Genomic DNA, 18,958 nt, shown 5'->3' on the forward strand with positions numbered 1-18,958 from the left:
ACTAAGGATATTCCAAATCTCCGTTCGCTTGTAGTCCGAAATACAGGCTGATCTCTAGCAGGTCGCCAGACTGCGCTCCGTCTTTTGGTCGTCCAGCACGGCTATGCCCAACATGGCGAGGCCGCCCAGCGCCAGCGCGCAACCGACCCAGCCGGTCGATGTCCAGCCATAGCCGGCCGCGATCGCCATGCCGCCCAGCCACGGCCCCACCGCATTGGCGACGTTGAAGGCGCTGTGATGGAGCGCGGCGGCCAGCGTCTGCGCGTCGCCCGCGACATCCATCAGCCGGGTCTGAAGCACGACGCCGAGGCCGCCGCCCAGGCCGATCAGGAATATATCCACCGACAGCGCCCAGATATTGCCCGCAGCGAACGGGAACAGCGCCAGCGAAAAGGCGCTCCACAGCAGCACGCCCGCGGCCGTCGGCATCAGCGCGCGGTCCGCCGCCCAGGCCGCGCCCAGATTGCCCACTGTCATGCCGATCCCGAAAATGCCCAGGATCACGGGCAGCAGGTCGCCCGATACGCCGGTCACTTCCAGCATCGTGGACGCGACATAGGTATAGACCGCGAACAATCCGCCGAAGCCGATTGCGCCGGTGCCCAGCGTCAACCAGACCTGCCGCCGCCTGAGCGCGCCCAGTTCGCGCAGGGGACTTGCCCCCTCCGGCGCCGGATCGCGCGGCGCGAACGCCCAGACCAGCAGCGCGGTCAGCAGGGCGAGCGCCGCCACGATGCCGAATCCCCAGCGCCAGCCGATCGCTTGTCCCAGCCAGTTGGCGACGGGCACGCCGATCACCGTGGCGATGGTCAGCCCCGCCATGACGCGCGCCATCGCCTGCGCCCGGCGATTGGCGGGGACAAGGCTGGCCGCGACCAGCGCGGCCACGCCGAAATAGGCCCCGTGGGGCAGACCGCTGAGGAAGCGGAACAGCAGCATCCAGTGATAGGTCGGCGACAGCGCGCTCAGCGCGTTGCCGAGCGCAAACATCGTCATCAGGCCGATCAGCAGCGTACGGCGCGGCAACCGGGCCGCCAGCACTGCGACAATCGGCGCGCCGACGACAACGCCCAACGCATAGGCGCTGATGACATGGCCGGCGGTGGGAGCGTCAATGGAAAGTCCCGCCGAAAAATAGGGGAGCAGGCTCATCGCCGCAAATTCGGTGGTGCCGATCGCGAAGCCGCCCATGGCGAGCGCGAACAGGACCAGCGCGGGATGAACGGCGGGCTTGATATCGGTCATGTCATTCCATGCTGCGCTGCAAACAAGCTGCGCAGATAGGTGCGCGGGCCGCCCGCCTCAAGCGTCTGCCGCGCGAAAGCCGGTTGTTATTCCTGCATCCGCGGCATCGCGCCGCGCAAGCCGGGCTGGCCGAAGCTTATTTGCCCTCGGCGGCCAGCGCATCCATGATCTGGCGGATGGGGGAAAGGTCATATCCCGCCCCCGCCGCCTTTGCCGCCAGCGCGTCGGGATCGCCGCCCGCGCGGGCCTGGGTCAGCGCCCACAATAATGTGCTGCGCGTGCCCGACCGGCAATAGGCGAGCACCTTGCCATCGCCCGCCTTCGCCAGCGCCTCGGCCATGCCGTCCAGTTGCCAGGGGAAAAAACCGGCATGGGTCACCGGCACCTCCGCATAGTCCAGGCCCGCCGCGCGCGCCGCCGCCTCTATGTCGGCCGCCGGGGTCTGGCCCGCTTCCTCGCCTTCCGGCCGGTTATTGATCACCATCACCGCGCCCAACGCCTTCGCCTCGGCCACATCCTCGACCGTGATCTGGGGAGAGACGAAGAAAGTGTCGGTAACCTGACGGAACATGGATGTCATCCTTGGCAAGAAAAAGGAAAGCCCAGGCGATATGTGATCGCCTGGGCTGTAGCGGCTTAGTCGATATTCGGCAATCGGTGCCCGATGAGGCGTTTCCCCCGTCGACTCACATCTTATAGGTCAGGCGGACGTAACCGAACTGGCCGGGAACGTCGTAAGTGGTGGTATCGAAGTTTGCGCCGTCACAAGTAAAGCAGGGCGGCGGAGCCTTGTTGAAGATGTTGTTGACCCCAATTGTTAGACGAGCGCGATTATCCATCCAGCCTGGCGCGACATAGGCTTGCATGTCTCCGTAAAAAACATTGCCCATGGCGTGGACGCCATCCAACTCATCAACCTTGCTGATGTAGCGGCCGGTGAACGATATGCCGTAAGCTTCTGTCGACCAATCGACCGTGCCGGTTAGCTTGAGGCGTGGATAAGCCTGATCCGTGCCGGTACAACGCTCCGTCTTAACGCACTTCTGGGTAGGAGCATTAAGATCGGCCGGAGGAAGGATGTCATATTTGATCAGGTAGGCGGCGTTCAGGTTGATGCCAAACGTGCCATCGCCGATCGGCTTAGAACGATAGATCAGCGTACCATCAAGGCCAGAGGTCTTGATGGCGCTCAGATTCTGCAGCACGCCGCTGATGCTGGCGATAGAACCGCTTGGTGTGCGGGTAATCGACGCGCAACTGAGAGGGTCGCTGTTGAGATAGCAGCGTTGGAGCGTGAACAGTGCAGGAACCGACGCGATCGCATTCTTAAGTTCAATATTATAATAGTTTAGCTCCAGACTGAAGGCGCTGGCAAAATTTTCGCGGGCCCAGGCGGGGCTGTAAACGGCACCCGCTGTCCAAGTCTTCGCCGTTTCAGGTTTGAGCGTGGTTGACCCCTTTGAAAACACGCCAATCTGGCTTACTTCTTCAGCATATATGTTTTGGCCCGGCGCGAGATTGCTCGGATCAGGTACTCCGTTAGCAATACAATTGGCTCGCACAGTGGCATTTGTGGTGAACAACCCGCCTGCTGCGCTGGTGCACGGATCGGTTTCCGTGGCGTCGGTACGCGACGGACCAGCATAGAGTTCGCCAATGCTCGGCGCGCGCAGACTTTCTGCATAACCCCCGCGGAGCAAGAGGTCGCTGGCGGGTTTCCAGAGGGCTGATAGCGTATAGGTCGTGTTGCTACCAAAGCTGGAATAGTTGGAGTGGCGTGCTGCGCCATCCAGTTCTAGCTTCTGGAAGAAAGGTGTGTCGGACAGGATGGGAACACGAATTTCGCCGTAGAATTCATCAACATTAAAGCTGCCGAAAGATGGGCTGGTCGGTACGTCTGCCCCTAGCCCGGCTGTGATGACCGGATCAGGATCATAGGATGCCCGTTGGCTTCGGTGCTCATACCCTATCGCAACGCCCACCGCTCCGGCGGGAAGGTCAAAAAGGTCGCCTGACAAGTTGGCGGTAAAGTCCCATAGCTGTTGCTTGCTCTTGTCCTTCTCATCGAAGGTAACATAGTCGAGCATTGGCTGCGTGATCGACCCGACACCACCGAAGATGTTGAACGGCACACAGGCCCCTGTGCAGTCGGCTACCGGTCCTAGCGCTTGCGCCAGTCGCGCCGCATTAAGGTTGCCGGTGAAAATCTGGTGAGCATCATTGATGCCGTAGATGCCGTTGACGTCCCAGTACCATTTGTGATCGCCCATATCGAAAGAGCCGTCGAGGGTGGAGGCAACAGTCAGGGTATCGACGCTCTGTGTGAAGGTGCGCGGGCCACCCTCTACAAAGCGCCGTCGTATCGTCGAATAATTCCCATTCTCTGGCGACAGTGTCTCGCCGAATGGATTATATGGATTGGTCACATCTATGGAAATGGTATCGAGAAGATTGCCATTGCCGGCGTCAGGACCAATGAACAGCGGCAGGAACGCTGCCTGCGTCGTTGATCCGCGATGCTGATAAACGACCCGCGTGCGGAAGTTCACATTGTCGCTCAATTCCGCCTTGAAATTAACGAATCCGCCGTAGCGCTCTGATGGCGTCAGCAGATAGTTATAGGGCGCAAAGTTGAATCCATCGACTGTGCCGCCTGCATAATCCCGATAATCGGCCAGAGTTGGTGCACGGCCGATCACCGGCGAGATCAGAGTCAAGCTCTCGCCTTGCACATCATAGCGGCCGTTAGGGATAGCGCTGGAGCAGCCGCCGCCCAGGCAGTTCGAAAAGCCCGGCGTTGGAGCCTGTGAGATCGCACGATTTGCTGTGCTGACGCCCTCCTGCTTCACATAATTGCCGCCGAATACGATAGAAACGACATCAGACTGGATGCCGTAGCTGGCATTAAAATCATAAGTATGGCCGTCGCCGTGGCGAAAAGTGCCGAACTGGCCCGACAGGTCCAGGCCCTGTTGCGATTGTTTGGTGATGATGTTGACCACACCTGCAATGGCGTCCGAACCATAAAGCGGAGAAGCGCCAGACTGTAGCACTTCGACCCGTTCAATCATGCTTTGGGGGATAGAGTTGAGGTCGACCGAAGCGGGGATACCGCCCGCCGCCGAGCCGTTGACGTAGCGCATCCCGTCAACCAATACGAGTGTCCGCTTCGCACCCAAATAACGTAGATCGATTTCGGCTGAGCCGGAACTGACACCAGTGCCATCCGGCGGACCGCCGATATTCCCTGCATTATTTGTCTTGGTGTTCAGACCGCCCGCAGCGCTAGGAATGCGCTGAAGAACATCGGCGATCGAGGTCAGCCCTGTCCGGTCGATCGCGGTTTCATCAACAGTCACGACGGGGGAGCGTTGATTGAGCGGATCCTGCCGGATGCGCGATCCGGTGACGATGATGGCCTCCGATTCATCGGCTGCGGCGGTTTGCGCATTAGCGGCATTTTCCGCAAAGATGAGCGTGGACAGAACAACGCCGCCAAGAAGCAATGATTTCAATGACATAATGACCTCCCAGAGCCTATTATGTCTGGATTGTTACGCCTTTGTAGCGGGCGTACAATTGGTTAATGGGCCGAACTGGCCTCAAGTTATCGCAATTGCGGGCACCTGTTGCTGCGGTGCAACAACCTGCCGCTACGGCCTGGGGCATTTGGTCCGGCTTGAATGTGCGCGCGGCTCGGCGCAATAGGCGCGGATGTCCGTCCTTCCTTCCACCGCCCGGCCACGGGCCATGTCCGCCTGGCTTCTCGCCGTGGCTGCGCTGGTATTCGCCATGCTGGTTGTCGGCGGCGTCACGCGCCTTACCGAATCCGGCCTGTCGATCACGGAATGGAAACCGGTGACGGGGGCGATCCCGCCGCTGACGCATGAACAGTGGCTCGACGCCTTCCACAAATATCAGCAGATCCCGGAATATAAGGAGATCAACCGGGGCATGAGCCTGTCGGCGTTCCAGTTCATCTTCTTCTGGGAATGGGCGCACCGGCTGTTGGGGCGGATCATCGGCCTTGCCTTCGCGCTGCCGCTGGCATGGTTCGCATGGCGGCGCGCCATTCCGAAGGGATATGGCGGGCGGCTGGTCGCTCTCCTTATGCTGGGCGGATTGCAGGGTGCGATCGGCTGGTGGATGGTGGCGTCCGGCCTCGTCAACCGGACCGATGTCAGCCATTACCGGCTGGCGGTTCATCTGCTGACGGCGCTGTTCATCATTGCCGGGCTTGTGTGGACCGCCCTGGACTTGCGCGCCCTGGCCGCCAACCCTGCGTCGCGCCCCGCGCGCCTTACCGGCTTTTCGCTGGCCGTTGCGCTGATCCTGACCGTGCAATTGCTGTTCGGCGCTTTCACGGCGGGTCTCGATGCGGGCTATGTCTCCAACACCTGGCCGCTGATGAACGACCATTTCGTGCCGGAGGGCGTGACATGGGCCGGTTCGCTCTGGGCCACGGTCAGCAGCGATCCCTATCTGGTCCATTTCATTCACCGCTGGTGGGCGTGGGTAGCGGCGGTCGCGCTGATCCTGCTGGCGCGCCGGGCGAAGCGGATGGGCGGACGGGGGCCGTCCATCGCCGTCAACGCCGCGCTGGGCACGCAAATCCTGCTTGGCATCGCGACGGTCATCAGCGGCATTTCGCTGCCGCTGGCGGCGCTGCATCAGGCGGTGGGCGCGCTGGTGGTGATCAGCGCAAGCTGGGCCATGCACTGGATCGGCGCGCGGGAAGCTTAAACCGGGCGTTCCGCAGGCCGGGGGGCGAGTCCGGCGGTCAATATGCCGACCATTTTCTCCGCGATATGGTCGGGCGTCTCCGGCCCGGCCGGATCATGCCAGCGGGCCGGCCAGTTCAGCGCCCCCGCCAGCGTGAAGGCGATCAGTTTCACATCGCCCGGCGCGATGGATCCATCGGCCATGCCCTCCTCGATCAGGGCGCGCATCGCGCCATCGATGCGGCGCTTCAGCATCCTGAACCGCTCGGCGTTTTTGGGCACCAGGCATTCGTCGCCGGTCCGCACCACGCAACGCCCGAAATCGTCCATATTCACCTTGGCGTAGAGGAACAGGAAGGCGCGCAGCCGCTCCAGTCCCGTGCCCGGCGTTTCCCGGACCCGTTCCGCCGCCTCCGCCAGTTCGCCAAGGCCCCGCGTCACGCATTCCAGCAGGACCTGATCCTTGTTGCCCAGATAATAATAGATGGTCGGCTTGCTGATGTGCAGGCTGGCGGCGACATCGTCCAGGGAGGTGGCGTGAAATCCGCGCGCATTGAACATCCGTACCGCCGCACGCAGCACCGCCTCCCTTTTCTGGCCCCGATCATGCGCGCGTTCCGCCTTGCTGCGGAAGGGGGACGGGCGTTCATTTGCGGCGGTGGCGGCGGTCGGACTGGTCATCGCCCCACATTGACATTCTACCGATCAATATGCAATCTACTCGTCAGTAGATAATTGGCTGCGCGAGTCCCGCCGCCAGATCAGGAGATCATCATGTCCACCGCTTCCCCCGCCAATTCCGCCGCCGATTCTACAGGCGCAGACCCCGTAGTCATCGTCAGCTACGCCCGTACGCCGATGGGCGGCTTTCAGGGCGCGCTTGCGGGGGTGAAGGCGACGGAACTGGGCGCGGTGGCGGTCAAGGCGGCTGTGGAGCGCGCAGGCATATCGCCCGACGCCATCGACCGTATCTATATGGGCTGCGTGCTGCCCGCCGGGCTTGGTCAGGCGCCCGCGCGTCAGGTTGCGCTGGGCGCTGGCCTGCCGCAGTCGGTTGAGGCGACCACTGTCAACAAGATGTGCGGATCGGGCATGCAGGCTGCGATCATGGCGCAGGAGGCGTTGCTGGCGGGTACGGCGGATGTCGTGATCGCCGGCGGCATGGAAAGCATGACCAATGCCCCCTACGCGCTGCCCAAGCATCGCTCCGGCGCGCGGATCGGCCATGACCGGATCATCGACACGATGATGATGGACGGGCTGGAGGACGCCTATGAGCCGGGCAAGACGATGGGCGTATTCGCGGAGGACACCGCCCGCGACTATCAATTCACGCGGGAGATGCAGGACGCCTATGCCATCCGCTCGCTGGAGCGCGCCAACGCGGCCATTGCCAGCGGCGCATTTGCGAAGGAAGTGACGCCGGTCACTGTTCCGGGGCGCGGCGGCGACACCGTGGTCGATACCGACGAACAGCCGGGCAAGGCGAAGCCGGAGAAAATCCCCGCGCTCAAGCCCGCCTTTGTGAAGGACGGCACGATCACCGCCGCCAACGCCTCGTCCATCTCCGATGGCGCGGCCGCGCTGCTGATGACGCGGGAAAGCGTGGCGAGGAAGCATGGCCTGCCGGTCGTGGCGCGCGTCGTGGCGACCGCCGCGCATGCCCATGCCCCGGCGCTGTTCACCACCGCGCCGGTCCCCGCCATCCGCAAGGTGCTGGACAAGGCGGGATGGGACGTGGCGGATGTCGATCTGTTCGAAGTCAATGAGGCGTTCGCCGTCGTCGCGATGATCGCGGCCAAGGACCTCGCCATTCCCGATGACAGGATCAATGTGCATGGCGGCGCGACCGCGCTGGGCCACCCCATCGGCGCGTCCGGCGCGCGGATCATCGCGACCCTGCTGGCGGCGCTGGAGCATCGCGGGGGCAGGAAGGGCGTGGCCAGCCTGTGCATTGGCGGCGGAGAGGCGACGGCTGTCGCGCTCGAACTGGCCTGATCGAACAAAGGGAGGATGATATGGAATTGAAGGGTTTGGCCGCCATCGTGACTGGCGGCGCTTCGGGCCTTGGCGGCGCGACGGCGAAGCTGCTGGCAGAGGGCGGGGCGAAAGTCGCGATCTTCGACCTCAACGAAGAAGCAGGCGAAGCGCACGCCAGGGCGATCGGCGGGATATTCGTGAAGGCGAACGTCTCTGACGAGGCGAGCGTCACCGCTGCGCTGGACGCGGCGGAGGCGCAGCATGGCGTGGCGCGCATCCTCGTCAACTGCGCGGGCGTCGCCCCGGCGATCAAGACCGTCGGCAAGGAGAATGCGCCGCATCCGATGGACCAGTATCGCCGGGCGATAGAGATCAACCTGATTGGGACCTTCCTGATGATCTCCCGCTTTGCTGCGCGTCTGGCCGCCGCCGATGCGATAGGCGAGGAGCGCGGCGTCATCGTCAACACGGCCAGCGTCGCCGCCTATGACGGGCAGATCGGGCAGGCCGCCTATGCCTCGTCAAAGGGCGGGGTGGTCGGCATGACGCTGCCGGTCGCGCGCGATCTGGCGCAGCACAAGATTCGCGTCATGACCATCGCGCCGGGCATTTTCCTTACCCCCATGCTGATGGGTCTGCCGCAGGCCGCGCAGGACAGTCTGGGCACGCAGGTCCCGCATCCCAGCCGCCTGGGCAGGCCGGAAGAATATGCAAAACTAGGGTCCGGACTCACAACCACCAGATGACGGCGGCGGCGAGGGCGATGGCACTCATGAAGTTTTTGACGTTTCGGTCGAAGCGGGTGGCGATGCGCCGCCAGTCCTTCAGGCGGCAGAACATGCGCTCGATGACATTGCGCTGCTTGTAGATGGCCTTGTCGTAGTCGTACTGGATTTTGCGGTTCTTGCGGGGTGGGATGACGGCCTCGGTGCCGCGCTCGTCGAGCCACTCGCGCAGGGCCTGGCTGTCATAGCCCTTGTCGGCGACGAGTTTGGCCGAAGGCGGCATCGCCTCGATGCAGCGCTTGGCGACCTTGCAATCGTGGACGTTCCCGGGCGTCAGGATCAGGACGACGGGACGGCCTTTCGCGTCGCAGACGGCATGGAGCTTGGTGTTGCGCCCGCCTTTGGTGAAGCCGATACCATGAGCCAAGGCCCCCCTTTTCCGCCGCCCGCGCAGCGGTGGACTTTGATGCAACTGCTGTCGATGAACAGCCGGTCCGGCGCATCTTCGGCCCCTGCGAGCGCGCTGAAGATGCCTTCCCAAATGCCGCGCTCGGACCAGCGGACGAAACGGTTGTAGAGTGTTTTCTTCGGCCCGTAGACATCGGCGCAGTCCGCCCAGCGACCGCCACAGCGCAGCGCATGGACGATCCCGCTCAGCACCCGGCGATCATCGACACGCTTCTTGCCTCGCACATCCGTCGGCAAAAGCGGCGCAATCCGCTCCCATTGCGCGTCGGAAAACCAAAAGAAATCGGACATCTCACCGCCTCCTCACAGAGGCAATGAATCACGGTGTTGCGTCCAAGGAAACCAATTTATTGGGTCCGGACCCTAGTAGAAAGCATCATCGCCAATCCGATGCTGAATGGTGAAACGATCCGACTGGACGGGGCGATTCGCATGGCCCCCAGATAGGGAAGATCGTCATGGTCGGAGTGGGTGCTGAACGAACGGCTGAGATAGCGGCCAGCGTAGAGCGTTTTGTGCGGGATGTGGTGATCCCGCTTGAACAGGGTGCGCCGCGCAGCAGCCACGGCCCCAGCGACGATTTCGTGCAGGCGTTGCGGGTCAAGGCGCGCGAAGCCGGTGTCCTCACCCCGCATATCCTGCCTGACGGGTCGCATCTCTCGCAGCGCGAGACTGCCAAGGTCCTCATCAAGTCCGGCCTGTCGCCGCTTGGCCCCTTGGCGTGCAACACCATGGCCCCGGATGAGGGCAATATGTACCTGCTCGGCAAGGTCGGGTCGCCGGAACTCAAGGAACGCTTCCTCAAGCGCATGGTGGCGGGCGAGGCGCGTTCCGCCTTCTTCATGACCGAGCCTGCGGCGGAGGGCGGCGCAGGCTCCGATCCTTCCATGATGCAGACGACCTGCGTGCAGGACGGCAACCATTGGGTGATCAACGGACGGAAAGCGTTCATCACCGGCGCGGACGGCGCGAAGGTCGGCATCATCATGGCGAAGTCGGCGGATGGCGCCTGCATGTTCCTGGTCGACCTGCCCGATCCCGCGATCCGCATCGACCGGGTGCTCGACACCATCGACAGCTCCATGCCGGGTGGCCATTCCGTCATCACCATCGACAATCTGCGCGTGCCCGCCGACCAGATGCTGGGCCAGAGCGGCGAGGGCTTCCAATATGCGCAGGTACGCCTGTCGCCCGCCCGTCTGTCGCACTGCATGCGCTGGCTGGGCGCGTGCATCCGCGCGAACGAGATCGCCACCGCCTATGCCTGCAAGCGGCAGGCGTTCGGCAAGCTGCTCGTCGATCATGAGGGCGTCGGCTTCATGCTGGCGGATAACCTGATCGACATCCAGCAGAGCGAACTGATGATCGACTGGTGCGCAAGCGTATTGGACAGCGGATCGCTGGGCACGGCGGAAAGCTCGATGGCGAAAGTCGCCGTATCGGAGGCGCTGATGCGCATCGCCGACCGCTGCGTGCAGATCATGGGCGGCACCGGCGTTTCGGGCGACACCATCGTCGAGCAGGTGTTCCGCGAGATTCGCGCCTTCCGCATCTATGACGGCCCGACCGAAGTCCACAAATGGAGCCTCGCCAAGAAGGTGAAGCGCGACTTCCTGAAGGCCAATCCGGCGTGAGCGGAACCGCCGACGCGAATGTGGGAACCACGCCCGTCCGCGAAGGCTATGCCTTTGACGAGGCGGCGCTGGCGGCATGGATGCAGGCCAATGTCGCAGGCTTCAGCGGCCCGCTGACCGTCGAGCAGTTCAAGGGTGGCCAGTCCAACCCGACCTACAAGCTGGTGACGCCGGGCAAATCCTATGTCCTGCGCCGCAAACCGCCGGGCCAGCTCCTCAAGGGCGCGCACGCCGTCGAGCGCGAGGCGAAGGTGCTGACGGGATTGGAGAAGGCGGATTTCCCGGTCGCCCATGTCCACGGCCTGTGCACGGATGATAGCGTCATCGGCACCTGGTTCTATGTGATGGACATGGTGGAGGGCCGCATCTTCTGGGATGCGACGGTGCCGGGCGTTTCCAATGCCGAGCGTGCCGCCATCTTCGATGCGATGAACGCGACGATGGCCCAGCTTCACATGGTCGATTACGAAGCCGTGGGCCTTGGCGATTATGGCCGTCCCGGCAATTATTTCGAGCGGCAGATCGGCCGCTGGTCGAAACAATATCTGGAGGATGCCGACGCAGGGCGCGATCCCAATATGGACCGGCTGATCGCATGGCTGCCGGAAAATATCCCGGCCGATGATGATGCGACCAGCGTGACCCACGGCGATTTCCGCATCGATAATATGATCTTCCATCCCACCGAGCCGAAAGTGCTTGCCGTGCTGGACTGGGAATTGTCGACGCTCGGCCATCCCGGCGCGGACTTCGCCTATAATGCGATGATGTACCGCATGCCGCCGCATATCGTGGCGGGTCTTGCGGGAGCCGATATCGCGGCGCTCGGCATCCGCGGCGAGGCGGACTATCTCGCGGCCTATTGCGCGCGCACCGGCCGTGCTTCCATGCCGGGCTACGACTTCTACATCGCCTTCAACTTCTTCCGCATCGCCGCCATCTTCCACGGCATCAAGGGCCGGGTCATCCGCGGCACAGCCTCCTCCGCTCAGGCGCAGGAGCGGGTGAAGGTGCTTCCCGAACTGATGGAACTGGCCTGGAAACAGGCGGAGCGGGCAGGGGCCTGACCGGCTGATCCCCATTGGGCGGAATATCTTTGGACAGGTGAGATCAGCCATACACCCGGCGTGCTCCTGCGCGGCACTGAAGCGAGTCACGTGCCTCGCTTCAGCCCAGTCCCGCCGTCTGAACTGGACTCCTGCCTGCGCAGGAGCACGGCTCTGTCTGAACTGAACAAAGTCTAGTTCTGTTTGAACGGGAAAGATCGTAGAGGCTGGGCTTGGCGCTATTCCGCGCCGCATCAGCAAAGATCGCTCCGATGTCTTCCGCAACCGGTCAGCCAGCCTCCAGCCCGCTCGTCCCCGTGGGCGCGCTGTTCCTGTCCATGGTGTCGCTGACCGGCGGCGCATCGCTGGCGAAATTATTGTTCCCGCTCGTGGGGGCGGAGGGGACGACGGCGCTGCGCCTCTCTCTGGGCGCAGTGATCCTCGCCGTCCTGCTGCGGGTGTGGCGGGTGCGGTTGACGGCGCGCAACTGGCGGCCAGTGCTGGTCTATGGCGTCGCCATGGGGCTGATGAACCTCTGCTTCTATTCCTCGCTCAAGACCATCCCATTGGGCATCGCCATCGCGATAGAATTTACCGGGCCGCTCGCCGTCGCCATCCTGTCCTCCCGCCGCCGCATAGATTTTCTCTGGATCGTGCTGGCGGTTGCGGGCCTCGCTCTGCTGCTGCCGCTTCGCAAGACATCGACGGCAATCGATCCGCACGGCGCGTTCCTGGCGCTCGCCGCTGGCGTCGGCTGGGCGATCTACATCGTCGCTGGCAAGCGGGCGGCGGCGGAACATGGCGTGCAGGCGGCGGCGCTTGGCACCATCGTCGGCGCGGTGGTGGTCATGCCCATCGGCATCGCCCATGCGGGGATAGACGCATTCGCCCGGCCCGCCATCTGGGGACCTGCGCTGGGCGTGGCGATCCTGTCGAGCGCTTTGCCCTATTCGCTGGAGATGTTCTCGCTCAGCCGCCTGCGCGCGCAAGTGTTCGGCATCCTGGTCAGCGCCGAACCCGCCGTCGGTGCGCTGATGGGGCTGTTGCTGATCGGTGAGAGGCTGTCGCTGATGCAATGGGTCGCGATCTGCACCATCATCCTGGCGTCCGCCGGTGTGACGATGACCGCCCGGCGCGACGCGCGGGCAACCCCGGATCAACTGGATAAGGCAGCCGCCGCCTGACCGGGCGTCAGCGGAACACCCATTGCCGGTTCAGCACGAACACGATGGCGGGCGTGACGAAGAACATGGCGGGGATCGGCGACCATGTGGGCCATCCCGCCACCGTCACGCACAGCCACACCCAGACCGCGTTCAGCCCCAGGCTGACCAGCGACACCGTGACAAAGCGGAAACCCCGCGCGGCGGGCCGGTCGCGGCCGCCATGCCCGCGAAAGGTGAACTGCCCATGCAGCAGATAACCGACGCAAACCGCCACCAAATAGCCGCACAGATTGGCCGTCTGCACATGGAAGTCGGCATGGGTCGCCAATATCCAGTATATTACCGCCTGCACCGCCGTCACGGCCACGCCGGTTACGCCATACCGCACAATCTGCCAGAACAGCGCCCGGTGCCGGGCGGAGGGTGCCCGCAGGCCGTCCATGATTTTCATTTGTTCCCGTTGCGCTTTGCCACGGCTGGTCTAATCCGCGCAGATGACATTGGAAAGCGGCAAGAAGATGTTGGCAACGCTCCGCGCGCGCATCGCGCCTGCCGTGGCGGATCTGGCTGACTGGGTTCGCGACAATTGGAAATGGACGACCTTCGCGCTGTGGGTCGGGCTGGTTGTCTATTTCCTGAAGATACGTTGGCCCTCGATCGAATGGTTCGCACTGGGCGATACGGACGATAATATCCGCTATGTGCAGGTGAAGGACTGGCTGGCGGGACAGGGCTGGTTCGACCTGCGCCAATACCGGCTGGACCCGCCGGGCGGCGCGAACATTCACTGGTCCCGTATCGTCGACCTGCCGATCGCCGGGCTGATGCTGTTCTTCCGGCCGTTCGTCGGCACGGGGATGGCCGACCGGCTGGCCTGCGCCATCGCGCCGCTGCTTCCGCTCCTGCTCCTGATGCTGAGCCTCGGTTTCATCGCTCGCCGCCTTGCGCCCGGCAACGCCTGGATCATCGCCGCTCTCGCCCCGCTGGCGGCGCAGATGGGGCTGGGCATGTTCATGCCCCTGCGCATCGATCATCATGGCTGGCAACTCGCCCTGACCGTGACGATGATCGCCGGGCTGCTCGATCCGCAACGGCGGCGCGGCGGGGTGATTGCTGGGGTCGCCAGCGCGCTTTCCATCGCGATCGGCATGGAGATGATCGTCTATCTCGCGGCGGCAGGGGCGCTGATTGCCCTGCGCTGGGTGTTTGACGAGGGCGCGGCGGAGCGGATGCGCCCCTATGCGCTCAGCCTGGGCAGCGGCAGCGCCTTCTGCTTTCTGGTCTTTGCCAGCTATGCGAACCGGCAACCGATGTGCGACGCCCTGTCGCCCATCTGGGTCGGGATTCTGGGCATGGCGGCCGGTGGCATGCTGCTGCTGACGCTTCTGCCCCTGCGTTCCTGGCCCGCGCGGCTGGGCGCTGGCGTCGTGGTCGGTGGCGCGGTGGCATTGTTTGCCTGGCTCAACTGGCCGCAATGCCTGACCGGAGCCTACCAACTCTCCCCGGAACTGGAAAAGCTCTGGCTCGCCAACATCCGCGAGGCAAAGCCGATCACTGCGCAGGCGCGCAACGTCGCCGTGCCGCTGCTCGCGCTGCCGCTGATCGCCATTGCCGCCTCCGCCTTTGGCTGCTGGTCCGCCCGGCGGGACAGGGAGAGGCTGTGGGCCTGGGCAGCGATATCCATCATGACCCTGGTCGCCTTCGGCCTGCTGTTCTGGCAGTTGCGCGCCGGCCCCGCCGCGCAGCTCCTCGCCATCCCGGCGGTGGCATGGGCCGCCTATGTGGCGCTGATGGCCATCCGGGAGGGCAAGCGATTCGCCAGGGCCGCAGGGATCGCCGCCGCCGTCCTGGTGGCCGCAGTGCTGCTCGCCTATCCGCTCTATCCGCGCGCCAACATGCTGATCGCGGACATCATGGAGGAGAAAGTCGCCGGGACCCGGCCGATGGTGAAGCTGCGGCGGGAGGCGATCAGGAAGGCGAACGGCCGCTGCCGCACCCTGCCTGCGCTGGAGGTGCTGGACCAGCTTCCCCCGGCGGTGATCTTCACGATGGTCGATCTGGGGCCGCGCCTGCTGGCGACGACGCATCACAGCGCCCTTGCCGGTCCCTATCACCGCAACGCCGCGGCCATACTCGACATCCATCACGCCTTTGACGGATCGCCGGACGCCTTCCGCCCGATCGCGCAGCGGCATAATGCCGCCTATCTGCTGATCTGCCCCCATTTCCCGGAGGGTACGGTCTATCAGGCGCGCAGCCCCAACGGCCTCTATGCCCAGCTCATGCGGGGCAAGGTCCCGTCATGGCTGTCTCCGGTGCATTTGCGCACCGGCCTGACGCTGCCCTATACCCTGTACCGGATCGATTATTCAGCGCCGGGCGGCGAAAAAGCCGCGCAATAGTCCGGCAGACTCCTCCGCGCCGATATCGCCATAATGTTCGGGCCGGTGCAGGCATTCCGGCTGGGCGAAGATGCGGGAACCATGTTCGACCGCCCCGCCCTTCGGGTCCGCCGCGCCATAATAGAGCCGCTCTATCCGCGCGTGGGAAATCGCCCCCGCGCACATCGGGCATGGCTCCAGCGTCACCCACAGGTCGCAACCGGTCAGCCGGAAATCGCCCAGCGCAGCGGCGGCGGCGCGAATCGCCACCATCTCCGCATGGGCGGTGGGGTCATTGTCGCGCCGGTTGCGATTCTCGCCCTCGCCGATGATTCGCCCGTCCTTCACCACCACAGCGCCGATCGGCACCTCTCCGGCCGCCTCCGCCGCGCGGGCAAGGTCCAGCGCGCGACGCATGGGATCGGGCAGGGGAAAGGCGGGCATGGCCCAACGCCTTACCCGCGCAAGCGCCCCCGCGACAAGCGGGCCGCTATTCCGGCTTTTCGACGTCGACCGTGGGCACTTTCACCGTCTCGTCCTTGGTGCCGACCTTCACCTTGACCACATCGGCCTTATATTCGGGCAAAGTGCCCGGCTGGACGGCGATTTTGGGTGTCGTGGCTGTCTGCGTCTGCTGCACTTTGACCAGGCCGAAGGCGAACGCCGTGCCGACCAATATCAGACCTATCAGCAAAAGACCGCCGAGAAATCGAACCATCTTGACCTCCTGTAAACCATATCGGAGAAGCAAACGCCCGGCCGGAGCAGATGGTTGCGTTAGCGCACCGATCTTCCCCGGCGCGCGCATGTTGGCGGGTTGACGCGCCGGGCGATTCTCGCTATCCGCGCCGCTTTCCGGATAAACCCGAACTACAAGGCTGATCTATTATGTCGCGCATCTGCGAGCTGACCGGCAAGGGCCGTCAGGTGGGACACAATGTTTCCCACGCGAACAACAAGACGAAGCGCGTGTTCCTGCCGAACCTGCAGAATGTCACGCTGATCTCTGAGGCTCTGGAGCAGGGCGTGAAGCTGCGGGTTTCGACCCACGGCCTGCGTTCGGTCGAGCATGTCGGCGGTCTGGACAACTGGCTGCTCAAGACTGGCGACGATCAGCTTTCGCTGAAGGCCCGCCGTCTGAAGCGCGACATCAAGAAGAAGCTGGCAACCGCCGCCTGAGCGCGCGTTCCAGTCTGATCGAAGGAAGCGGCCTGTTCGGGCCGCTTTTTTCTTGTCTGCTACAATGTTGAAGCAGCACAATGGAATCTGAACCGTTCGCCCTGAGCGAAGTCGAAGGGGGTTCGACCGACCGATAGGGAGGTCACTTCGCTGCGCTCGTTGGAAGGCTTCGACAAGCTCAGCCCGAACGGAGGCGGGGTAGTTCTGACTAACCGACGTTCGCCCTAACGCATCCATTCCGGCGGCAGCGCGAATTTGATCAGCAAGGTCCGCTGAAAGAACTGGTAGTTGTCGTCGGACATTACCCACAGCACCGGCTGCCCCTTTTCATAGGACAGCGCCAGCGCCTCATAATTGTCCGAGATGACCGGCGGAGCCAGCCGGGCGATCTGCCTGCCGGTCAGCACTGCGCCCGCCTTCAACTCCGGCATCTCGACCAGCGCGATGGAGCCGGTGAACCCCTCATGCATCGTCACCCGCCGGTTGAGCACCAGCAGCCGGTTTCCGCCCAGCGGCAGCGCGTCCGTCGGCATATAGCCCTGCGGCGGCCGGTACGTCATGCGCACCGGATGGGGCGTGTCCGGGTCGGCCGGATCGCCGTCAAACAGCAGCAAATCCTTGCCCCCGTCCAACCCTTCCGCCTTTTCCGAAAAGACCAGGAAGCGTCCATCGGCGAGGCGCGCCATCGCCTCCGGCCCTCCGGTCTTGGGCCAGTCCGCCATCTCCGGCCAGAAGACGCAGCTTTCCACGCGCGCGAAGCCGGGGGAATAGCGGCAGATGCGGTTCTGCAGCTCAAAGCCGACCCAGTAACGGTCCGTCACAGGGTCATGCACCATCGATTCGGAATCCCAGCGCCATGTTGGCCAGTCGCGCTCCTCCGGCTGGATCGGCAGCGGGGCGATGAACGGCCGTCCTCCATCGGTGCGTCCGGCGGCGTTGACCCGGAATCCCATCAGCGTGCCCGAATCGCTCAGGCCCAGGATCGATCCGTCGGGCTGCACCAGCATGGCGGAGATGCTGCCGAAATCCGATTGCTTGCTGCGAATGTCCCAACTGCCCAGCCAGCGCAGCGGTCCCACCGCCTTCTGCGCCGGATCATCGTCGTTCAGGAGCAGCGGTTCGGCGGTCACCAGCAGCGGCCCCGCCTTCACCGGATCGTCCTTCGCCGTGTGCCTCTGCGGCAGCAGGGCCGCGAAAATCGCGAGGATCAGCAGGATGCGGCGCATGGGTGCGGCGGATAGGCGATTTGCGCGGGCAACTCCACGCGCTTTTTATGAACGGAAAATAACTGAACGGCCGCTGACATGCCCATTCAGCATCCGCTCAACGCGACTCGGTCATAAGGGGCACATTCGAAAGGAACTTCATTCCCGACGGTCCGTTCGAAAAGATATTGGCAAGGAGCAACGCCATGAAGAAGTCTATGTTGATCAATATGGGCGCAGCGCTCGCGATGGGCATTGCATCCTTCGCGGCGACCGCGACCCCTGCAGCGGCGCGCGATCATCATCGCGGCTATGACCGTGGCGATTATTATGGCGGCCGTGGCTATTACGGTGGCCGCAACTATTATCGCGGCGACAATTATTACCGGGGTGATCGCGGCTATCGCGGCGACCGTTACTATCGTGGCGACCGCTATTATCGCAGTGGCTATCGTTGCCGCGACAATGGCACGGGCGGCACCATCATCGGCGCCATCGCCGGTGGTCTGCTCGGTAATGAAGTTGTCGGCCGCCGTGGCGACCGCACCGCCGGAACCATCGTCGGCGCGGGCGTAGGCGCTCTGGCCGGACGCGCGATCGATCGCGGCAACAGCCGCTGCTAAGATCGTCCTGATATGAAAATCGCAAGGGGCCGGTTCGAAAGAGCCGGCCCTTTTCGCTAATCAACGTCAAAGGCGTTGGCGCCATTCTCCGCGTCCGCATCGAAGGCTTGGGGGGCGCCGCGATTGTCTAGCATCTCCGCCGCATTGTTGAGCGCGCGCGCCTCGTCGGCCGATACGCCTCCAACGCCGTCCTCGCTTTGGCCGCAGGCGGCAAGGCCGGCGATCAGGCAGAGGCCGGCAAGACCAGATGCCAATAAACGTCCTGTGCTTAAACGTCCTGCGTTCATTCTCACGCTCCCTGAAAAGAGAAAGGGGCCGCCCGGCAAACCGGACGACCCCCAAATCCCGTTCGGCAAAAGCCGAAGATTACATCGCGTTCGCAGCGTTCGAAGCAGCGTTCGCGGCGTTGTCGGCGGCGTTCGAAGCCGCTTCCATGGCGTTGTCTGCAGCATTCGATGCGCTCTCAGCGGCGTTGGCCGCAGCGTTGGCGGCGTTTTCGGCGGCACCCGAGCAGGCGGCCAGACCGAGCGACGTGGCGAGAACGAGCGAAAGAGCAATAGACTTGGACATGGGCAAACCCCTCTA

At 63.7% G+C, this 18,958-nt stretch carries 20 protein-coding genes and 1 pseudogene; 10 read left to right on the forward strand and 11 right to left on the reverse strand.

Annotated elements, in window-relative coordinates:
- Window positions 1-54: 54 nt before the first annotated feature.
- The 3 genes from KFK14_RS03515 to KFK14_RS03525 form a co-directional block, all read right to left on the reverse strand.
- Window positions 55-1,245: an MFS transporter gene (locus KFK14_RS03515; protein WP_212609895.1), complete on the reverse strand. Its 1,191-nt coding sequence runs from the start codon at window positions 1,243-1,245 to the stop codon at window positions 55-57.
- A 136-nt stretch (window positions 1,246-1,381) separates the two neighbouring features.
- On the reverse strand, window positions 1,382-1,816 hold the full coding sequence (locus tag KFK14_RS03520) for a protein tyrosine phosphatase family protein (protein WP_212609896.1): 435 nt from the start codon (window positions 1,814-1,816) through the stop codon (window positions 1,382-1,384).
- A gap of 115 nt (window positions 1,817-1,931) precedes the next feature.
- A complete protein-coding gene (locus KFK14_RS03525; protein ID WP_212609897.1) occupies window positions 1,932-4,766 on the reverse strand; it encodes a TonB-dependent receptor domain-containing protein in 2,835 nt (944 codons plus the stop codon).
- Window positions 4,767-4,959: 193 nt separating this feature from the next.
- Between KFK14_RS03525 and KFK14_RS03530 the strand changes: the two genes are divergently transcribed.
- Window positions 4,960-5,988: a COX15/CtaA family protein gene (locus tag KFK14_RS03530; RefSeq protein ID WP_212609898.1), complete on the forward strand. Its 1,029-nt coding sequence runs from the start codon at window positions 4,960-4,962 to the stop codon at window positions 5,986-5,988.
- Here the strand turns inward: KFK14_RS03530 and KFK14_RS03535 are convergent.
- Window positions 5,985-6,647, reverse strand: coding sequence for a TetR/AcrR family transcriptional regulator (locus KFK14_RS03535; protein WP_212609899.1), 663 nt, complete (start codon window positions 6,645-6,647; stop codon window positions 5,985-5,987). The two genes, KFK14_RS03530 and KFK14_RS03535, sit on opposite strands and share 4 nt — an antisense overlap.
- Before the next feature lie 93 nt (window positions 6,648-6,740).
- Between KFK14_RS03535 and KFK14_RS03540 the strand changes: the two genes are divergently transcribed.
- Together KFK14_RS03540 and KFK14_RS03545 are read left to right on the forward strand one after the other, a co-directional pair.
- A complete protein-coding gene (locus tag KFK14_RS03540) occupies window positions 6,741-7,964 on the forward strand; it encodes an acetyl-CoA C-acyltransferase (protein ID WP_212609900.1) in 1,224 nt (407 codons plus the stop codon).
- A gap of 20 nt (window positions 7,965-7,984) precedes the next feature.
- Entirely contained in the window at window positions 7,985-8,692 is a 708-nt protein-coding gene (locus KFK14_RS03545) for an SDR family NAD(P)-dependent oxidoreductase (protein WP_212609901.1), read from the forward strand.
- Here KFK14_RS03545 and KFK14_RS03550 read toward each other — a convergent pair.
- Window positions 8,676-9,430, reverse strand: a protein-coding gene (locus KFK14_RS03550) for an IS5 family transposase (RefSeq protein ID WP_425516635.1) whose coding sequence is annotated in 2 segments (ribosomal slippage) — window positions 8,676-9,086 and window positions 9,089-9,430 — 753 coding nt in all. Because the reading frame shifts where the segments join, the coding sequence is not laid out codon by codon here. The genes KFK14_RS03545 and KFK14_RS03550 overlap by 17 nt on opposite strands.
- A 72-nt stretch (window positions 9,431-9,502) precedes the next feature.
- On the opposite strand from KFK14_RS03550, the pseudogene KFK14_RS23975 reads away from it, so the two are divergent.
- The 4 genes and pseudogenes from KFK14_RS23975 to KFK14_RS03565 all read left to right on the forward strand — a co-directional run.
- Window positions 9,503-9,586, forward strand: a pseudogene (locus KFK14_RS23975) (3-hydroxyacyl-CoA dehydrogenase); the annotation flags it as partial.
- A gap of 11 nt (window positions 9,587-9,597) precedes the next feature.
- On the forward strand, window positions 9,598-10,773 hold the full coding sequence (locus KFK14_RS03555) for an acyl-CoA dehydrogenase family protein (RefSeq protein WP_212609902.1): 1,176 nt from the start codon (window positions 9,598-9,600) through the stop codon (window positions 10,771-10,773).
- Window positions 10,770-11,840, forward strand: a complete 1,071-nt coding sequence (locus KFK14_RS03560; protein WP_212609903.1) for a phosphotransferase — start codon at window positions 10,770-10,772, stop codon at window positions 11,838-11,840. The genes KFK14_RS03555 and KFK14_RS03560 overlap by 4 nt, the downstream gene beginning before the upstream one ends.
- A gap of 251 nt (window positions 11,841-12,091) precedes the next feature.
- Window positions 12,092-13,003 (forward strand): EamA family transporter, encoded by a 912-nt coding sequence (locus KFK14_RS03565; protein WP_212609904.1) that lies wholly within the window; start codon window positions 12,092-12,094, stop codon window positions 13,001-13,003.
- A 7-nt stretch (window positions 13,004-13,010) separates the two neighbouring features.
- Here the strand turns inward: KFK14_RS03565 and KFK14_RS03570 are convergent, their stop codons facing one another.
- Window positions 13,011-13,436, reverse strand: coding sequence for a GtrA family protein (locus KFK14_RS03570; RefSeq protein ID WP_070157040.1), 426 nt, complete (start codon window positions 13,434-13,436; stop codon window positions 13,011-13,013).
- A gap of 67 nt (window positions 13,437-13,503) precedes the next feature.
- Between KFK14_RS03570 and KFK14_RS03575 the strand changes: the two genes are divergently transcribed.
- On the forward strand, window positions 13,504-15,387 hold the full coding sequence (locus KFK14_RS03575; protein WP_246524849.1) for a hypothetical protein: 1,884 nt from the start codon (window positions 13,504-13,506) through the stop codon (window positions 15,385-15,387).
- Here KFK14_RS03575 and KFK14_RS03580 read toward each other — a convergent pair.
- Complete coding sequence (locus tag KFK14_RS03580) at window positions 15,355-15,810, reverse strand: nucleoside deaminase (RefSeq protein WP_070157038.1); 456 nt, start codon at window positions 15,808-15,810, stop codon at window positions 15,355-15,357. The genes KFK14_RS03575 and KFK14_RS03580 overlap by 33 nt on opposite strands.
- A 46-nt stretch (window positions 15,811-15,856) precedes the next feature.
- Window positions 15,857-16,084 carry a hypothetical protein gene (locus KFK14_RS03585; RefSeq protein WP_070157037.1) on the reverse strand — a complete coding sequence of 76 codons (228 nt, stop codon included), beginning with the start codon at window positions 16,082-16,084 and terminating at the stop codon, window positions 15,857-15,859.
- Between the two features lie 170 nt (window positions 16,085-16,254).
- Here KFK14_RS03585 and rpmB point away from each other — a divergent pair, with 170 nt between their 5' ends.
- Window positions 16,255-16,545, forward strand: a complete 291-nt coding sequence (gene rpmB / locus KFK14_RS03590) for a 50S ribosomal protein L28 (RefSeq protein WP_070157036.1) — start codon at window positions 16,255-16,257, stop codon at window positions 16,543-16,545.
- 224 nt (window positions 16,546-16,769) lie between these two features.
- On the opposite strand, the gene KFK14_RS03595 is transcribed toward rpmB, so the two are convergent.
- Window positions 16,770-17,771 (reverse strand): esterase-like activity of phytase family protein, encoded by a 1,002-nt coding sequence (locus KFK14_RS03595; protein ID WP_212609906.1) that lies wholly within the window; start codon window positions 17,769-17,771, stop codon window positions 16,770-16,772.
- A 185-nt stretch (window positions 17,772-17,956) separates the two neighbouring features.
- Here KFK14_RS03595 and KFK14_RS03600 point away from each other — a divergent pair, with 185 nt between their 5' ends.
- Window positions 17,957-18,373, forward strand: a complete 417-nt coding sequence (locus KFK14_RS03600) for a glycine zipper 2TM domain-containing protein (RefSeq protein WP_070157034.1) — start codon at window positions 17,957-17,959, stop codon at window positions 18,371-18,373.
- A 56-nt stretch (window positions 18,374-18,429) separates the two neighbouring features.
- On the opposite strand, the gene KFK14_RS03605 is transcribed toward KFK14_RS03600, so the two are convergent.
- Window positions 18,430-18,627, reverse strand: a complete 198-nt coding sequence (locus KFK14_RS03605; protein ID WP_212609907.1) for a hypothetical protein — start codon at window positions 18,625-18,627, stop codon at window positions 18,430-18,432.
- A 112-nt stretch (window positions 18,628-18,739) separates the two neighbouring features.
- Entirely contained in the window at window positions 18,740-18,943 is a 204-nt protein-coding gene (locus KFK14_RS03610) for a circumsporozoite protein (protein WP_070157032.1), read from the reverse strand.
- Window positions 18,944-18,958 lie beyond the last annotated feature (15 nt).

Source organism: Sphingobium phenoxybenzoativorans (assembly GCF_018286635.1).
Taxonomy (GTDB): Bacteria; Pseudomonadota; Alphaproteobacteria; order Sphingomonadales; family Sphingomonadaceae; genus Sphingobium; species Sphingobium phenoxybenzoativorans.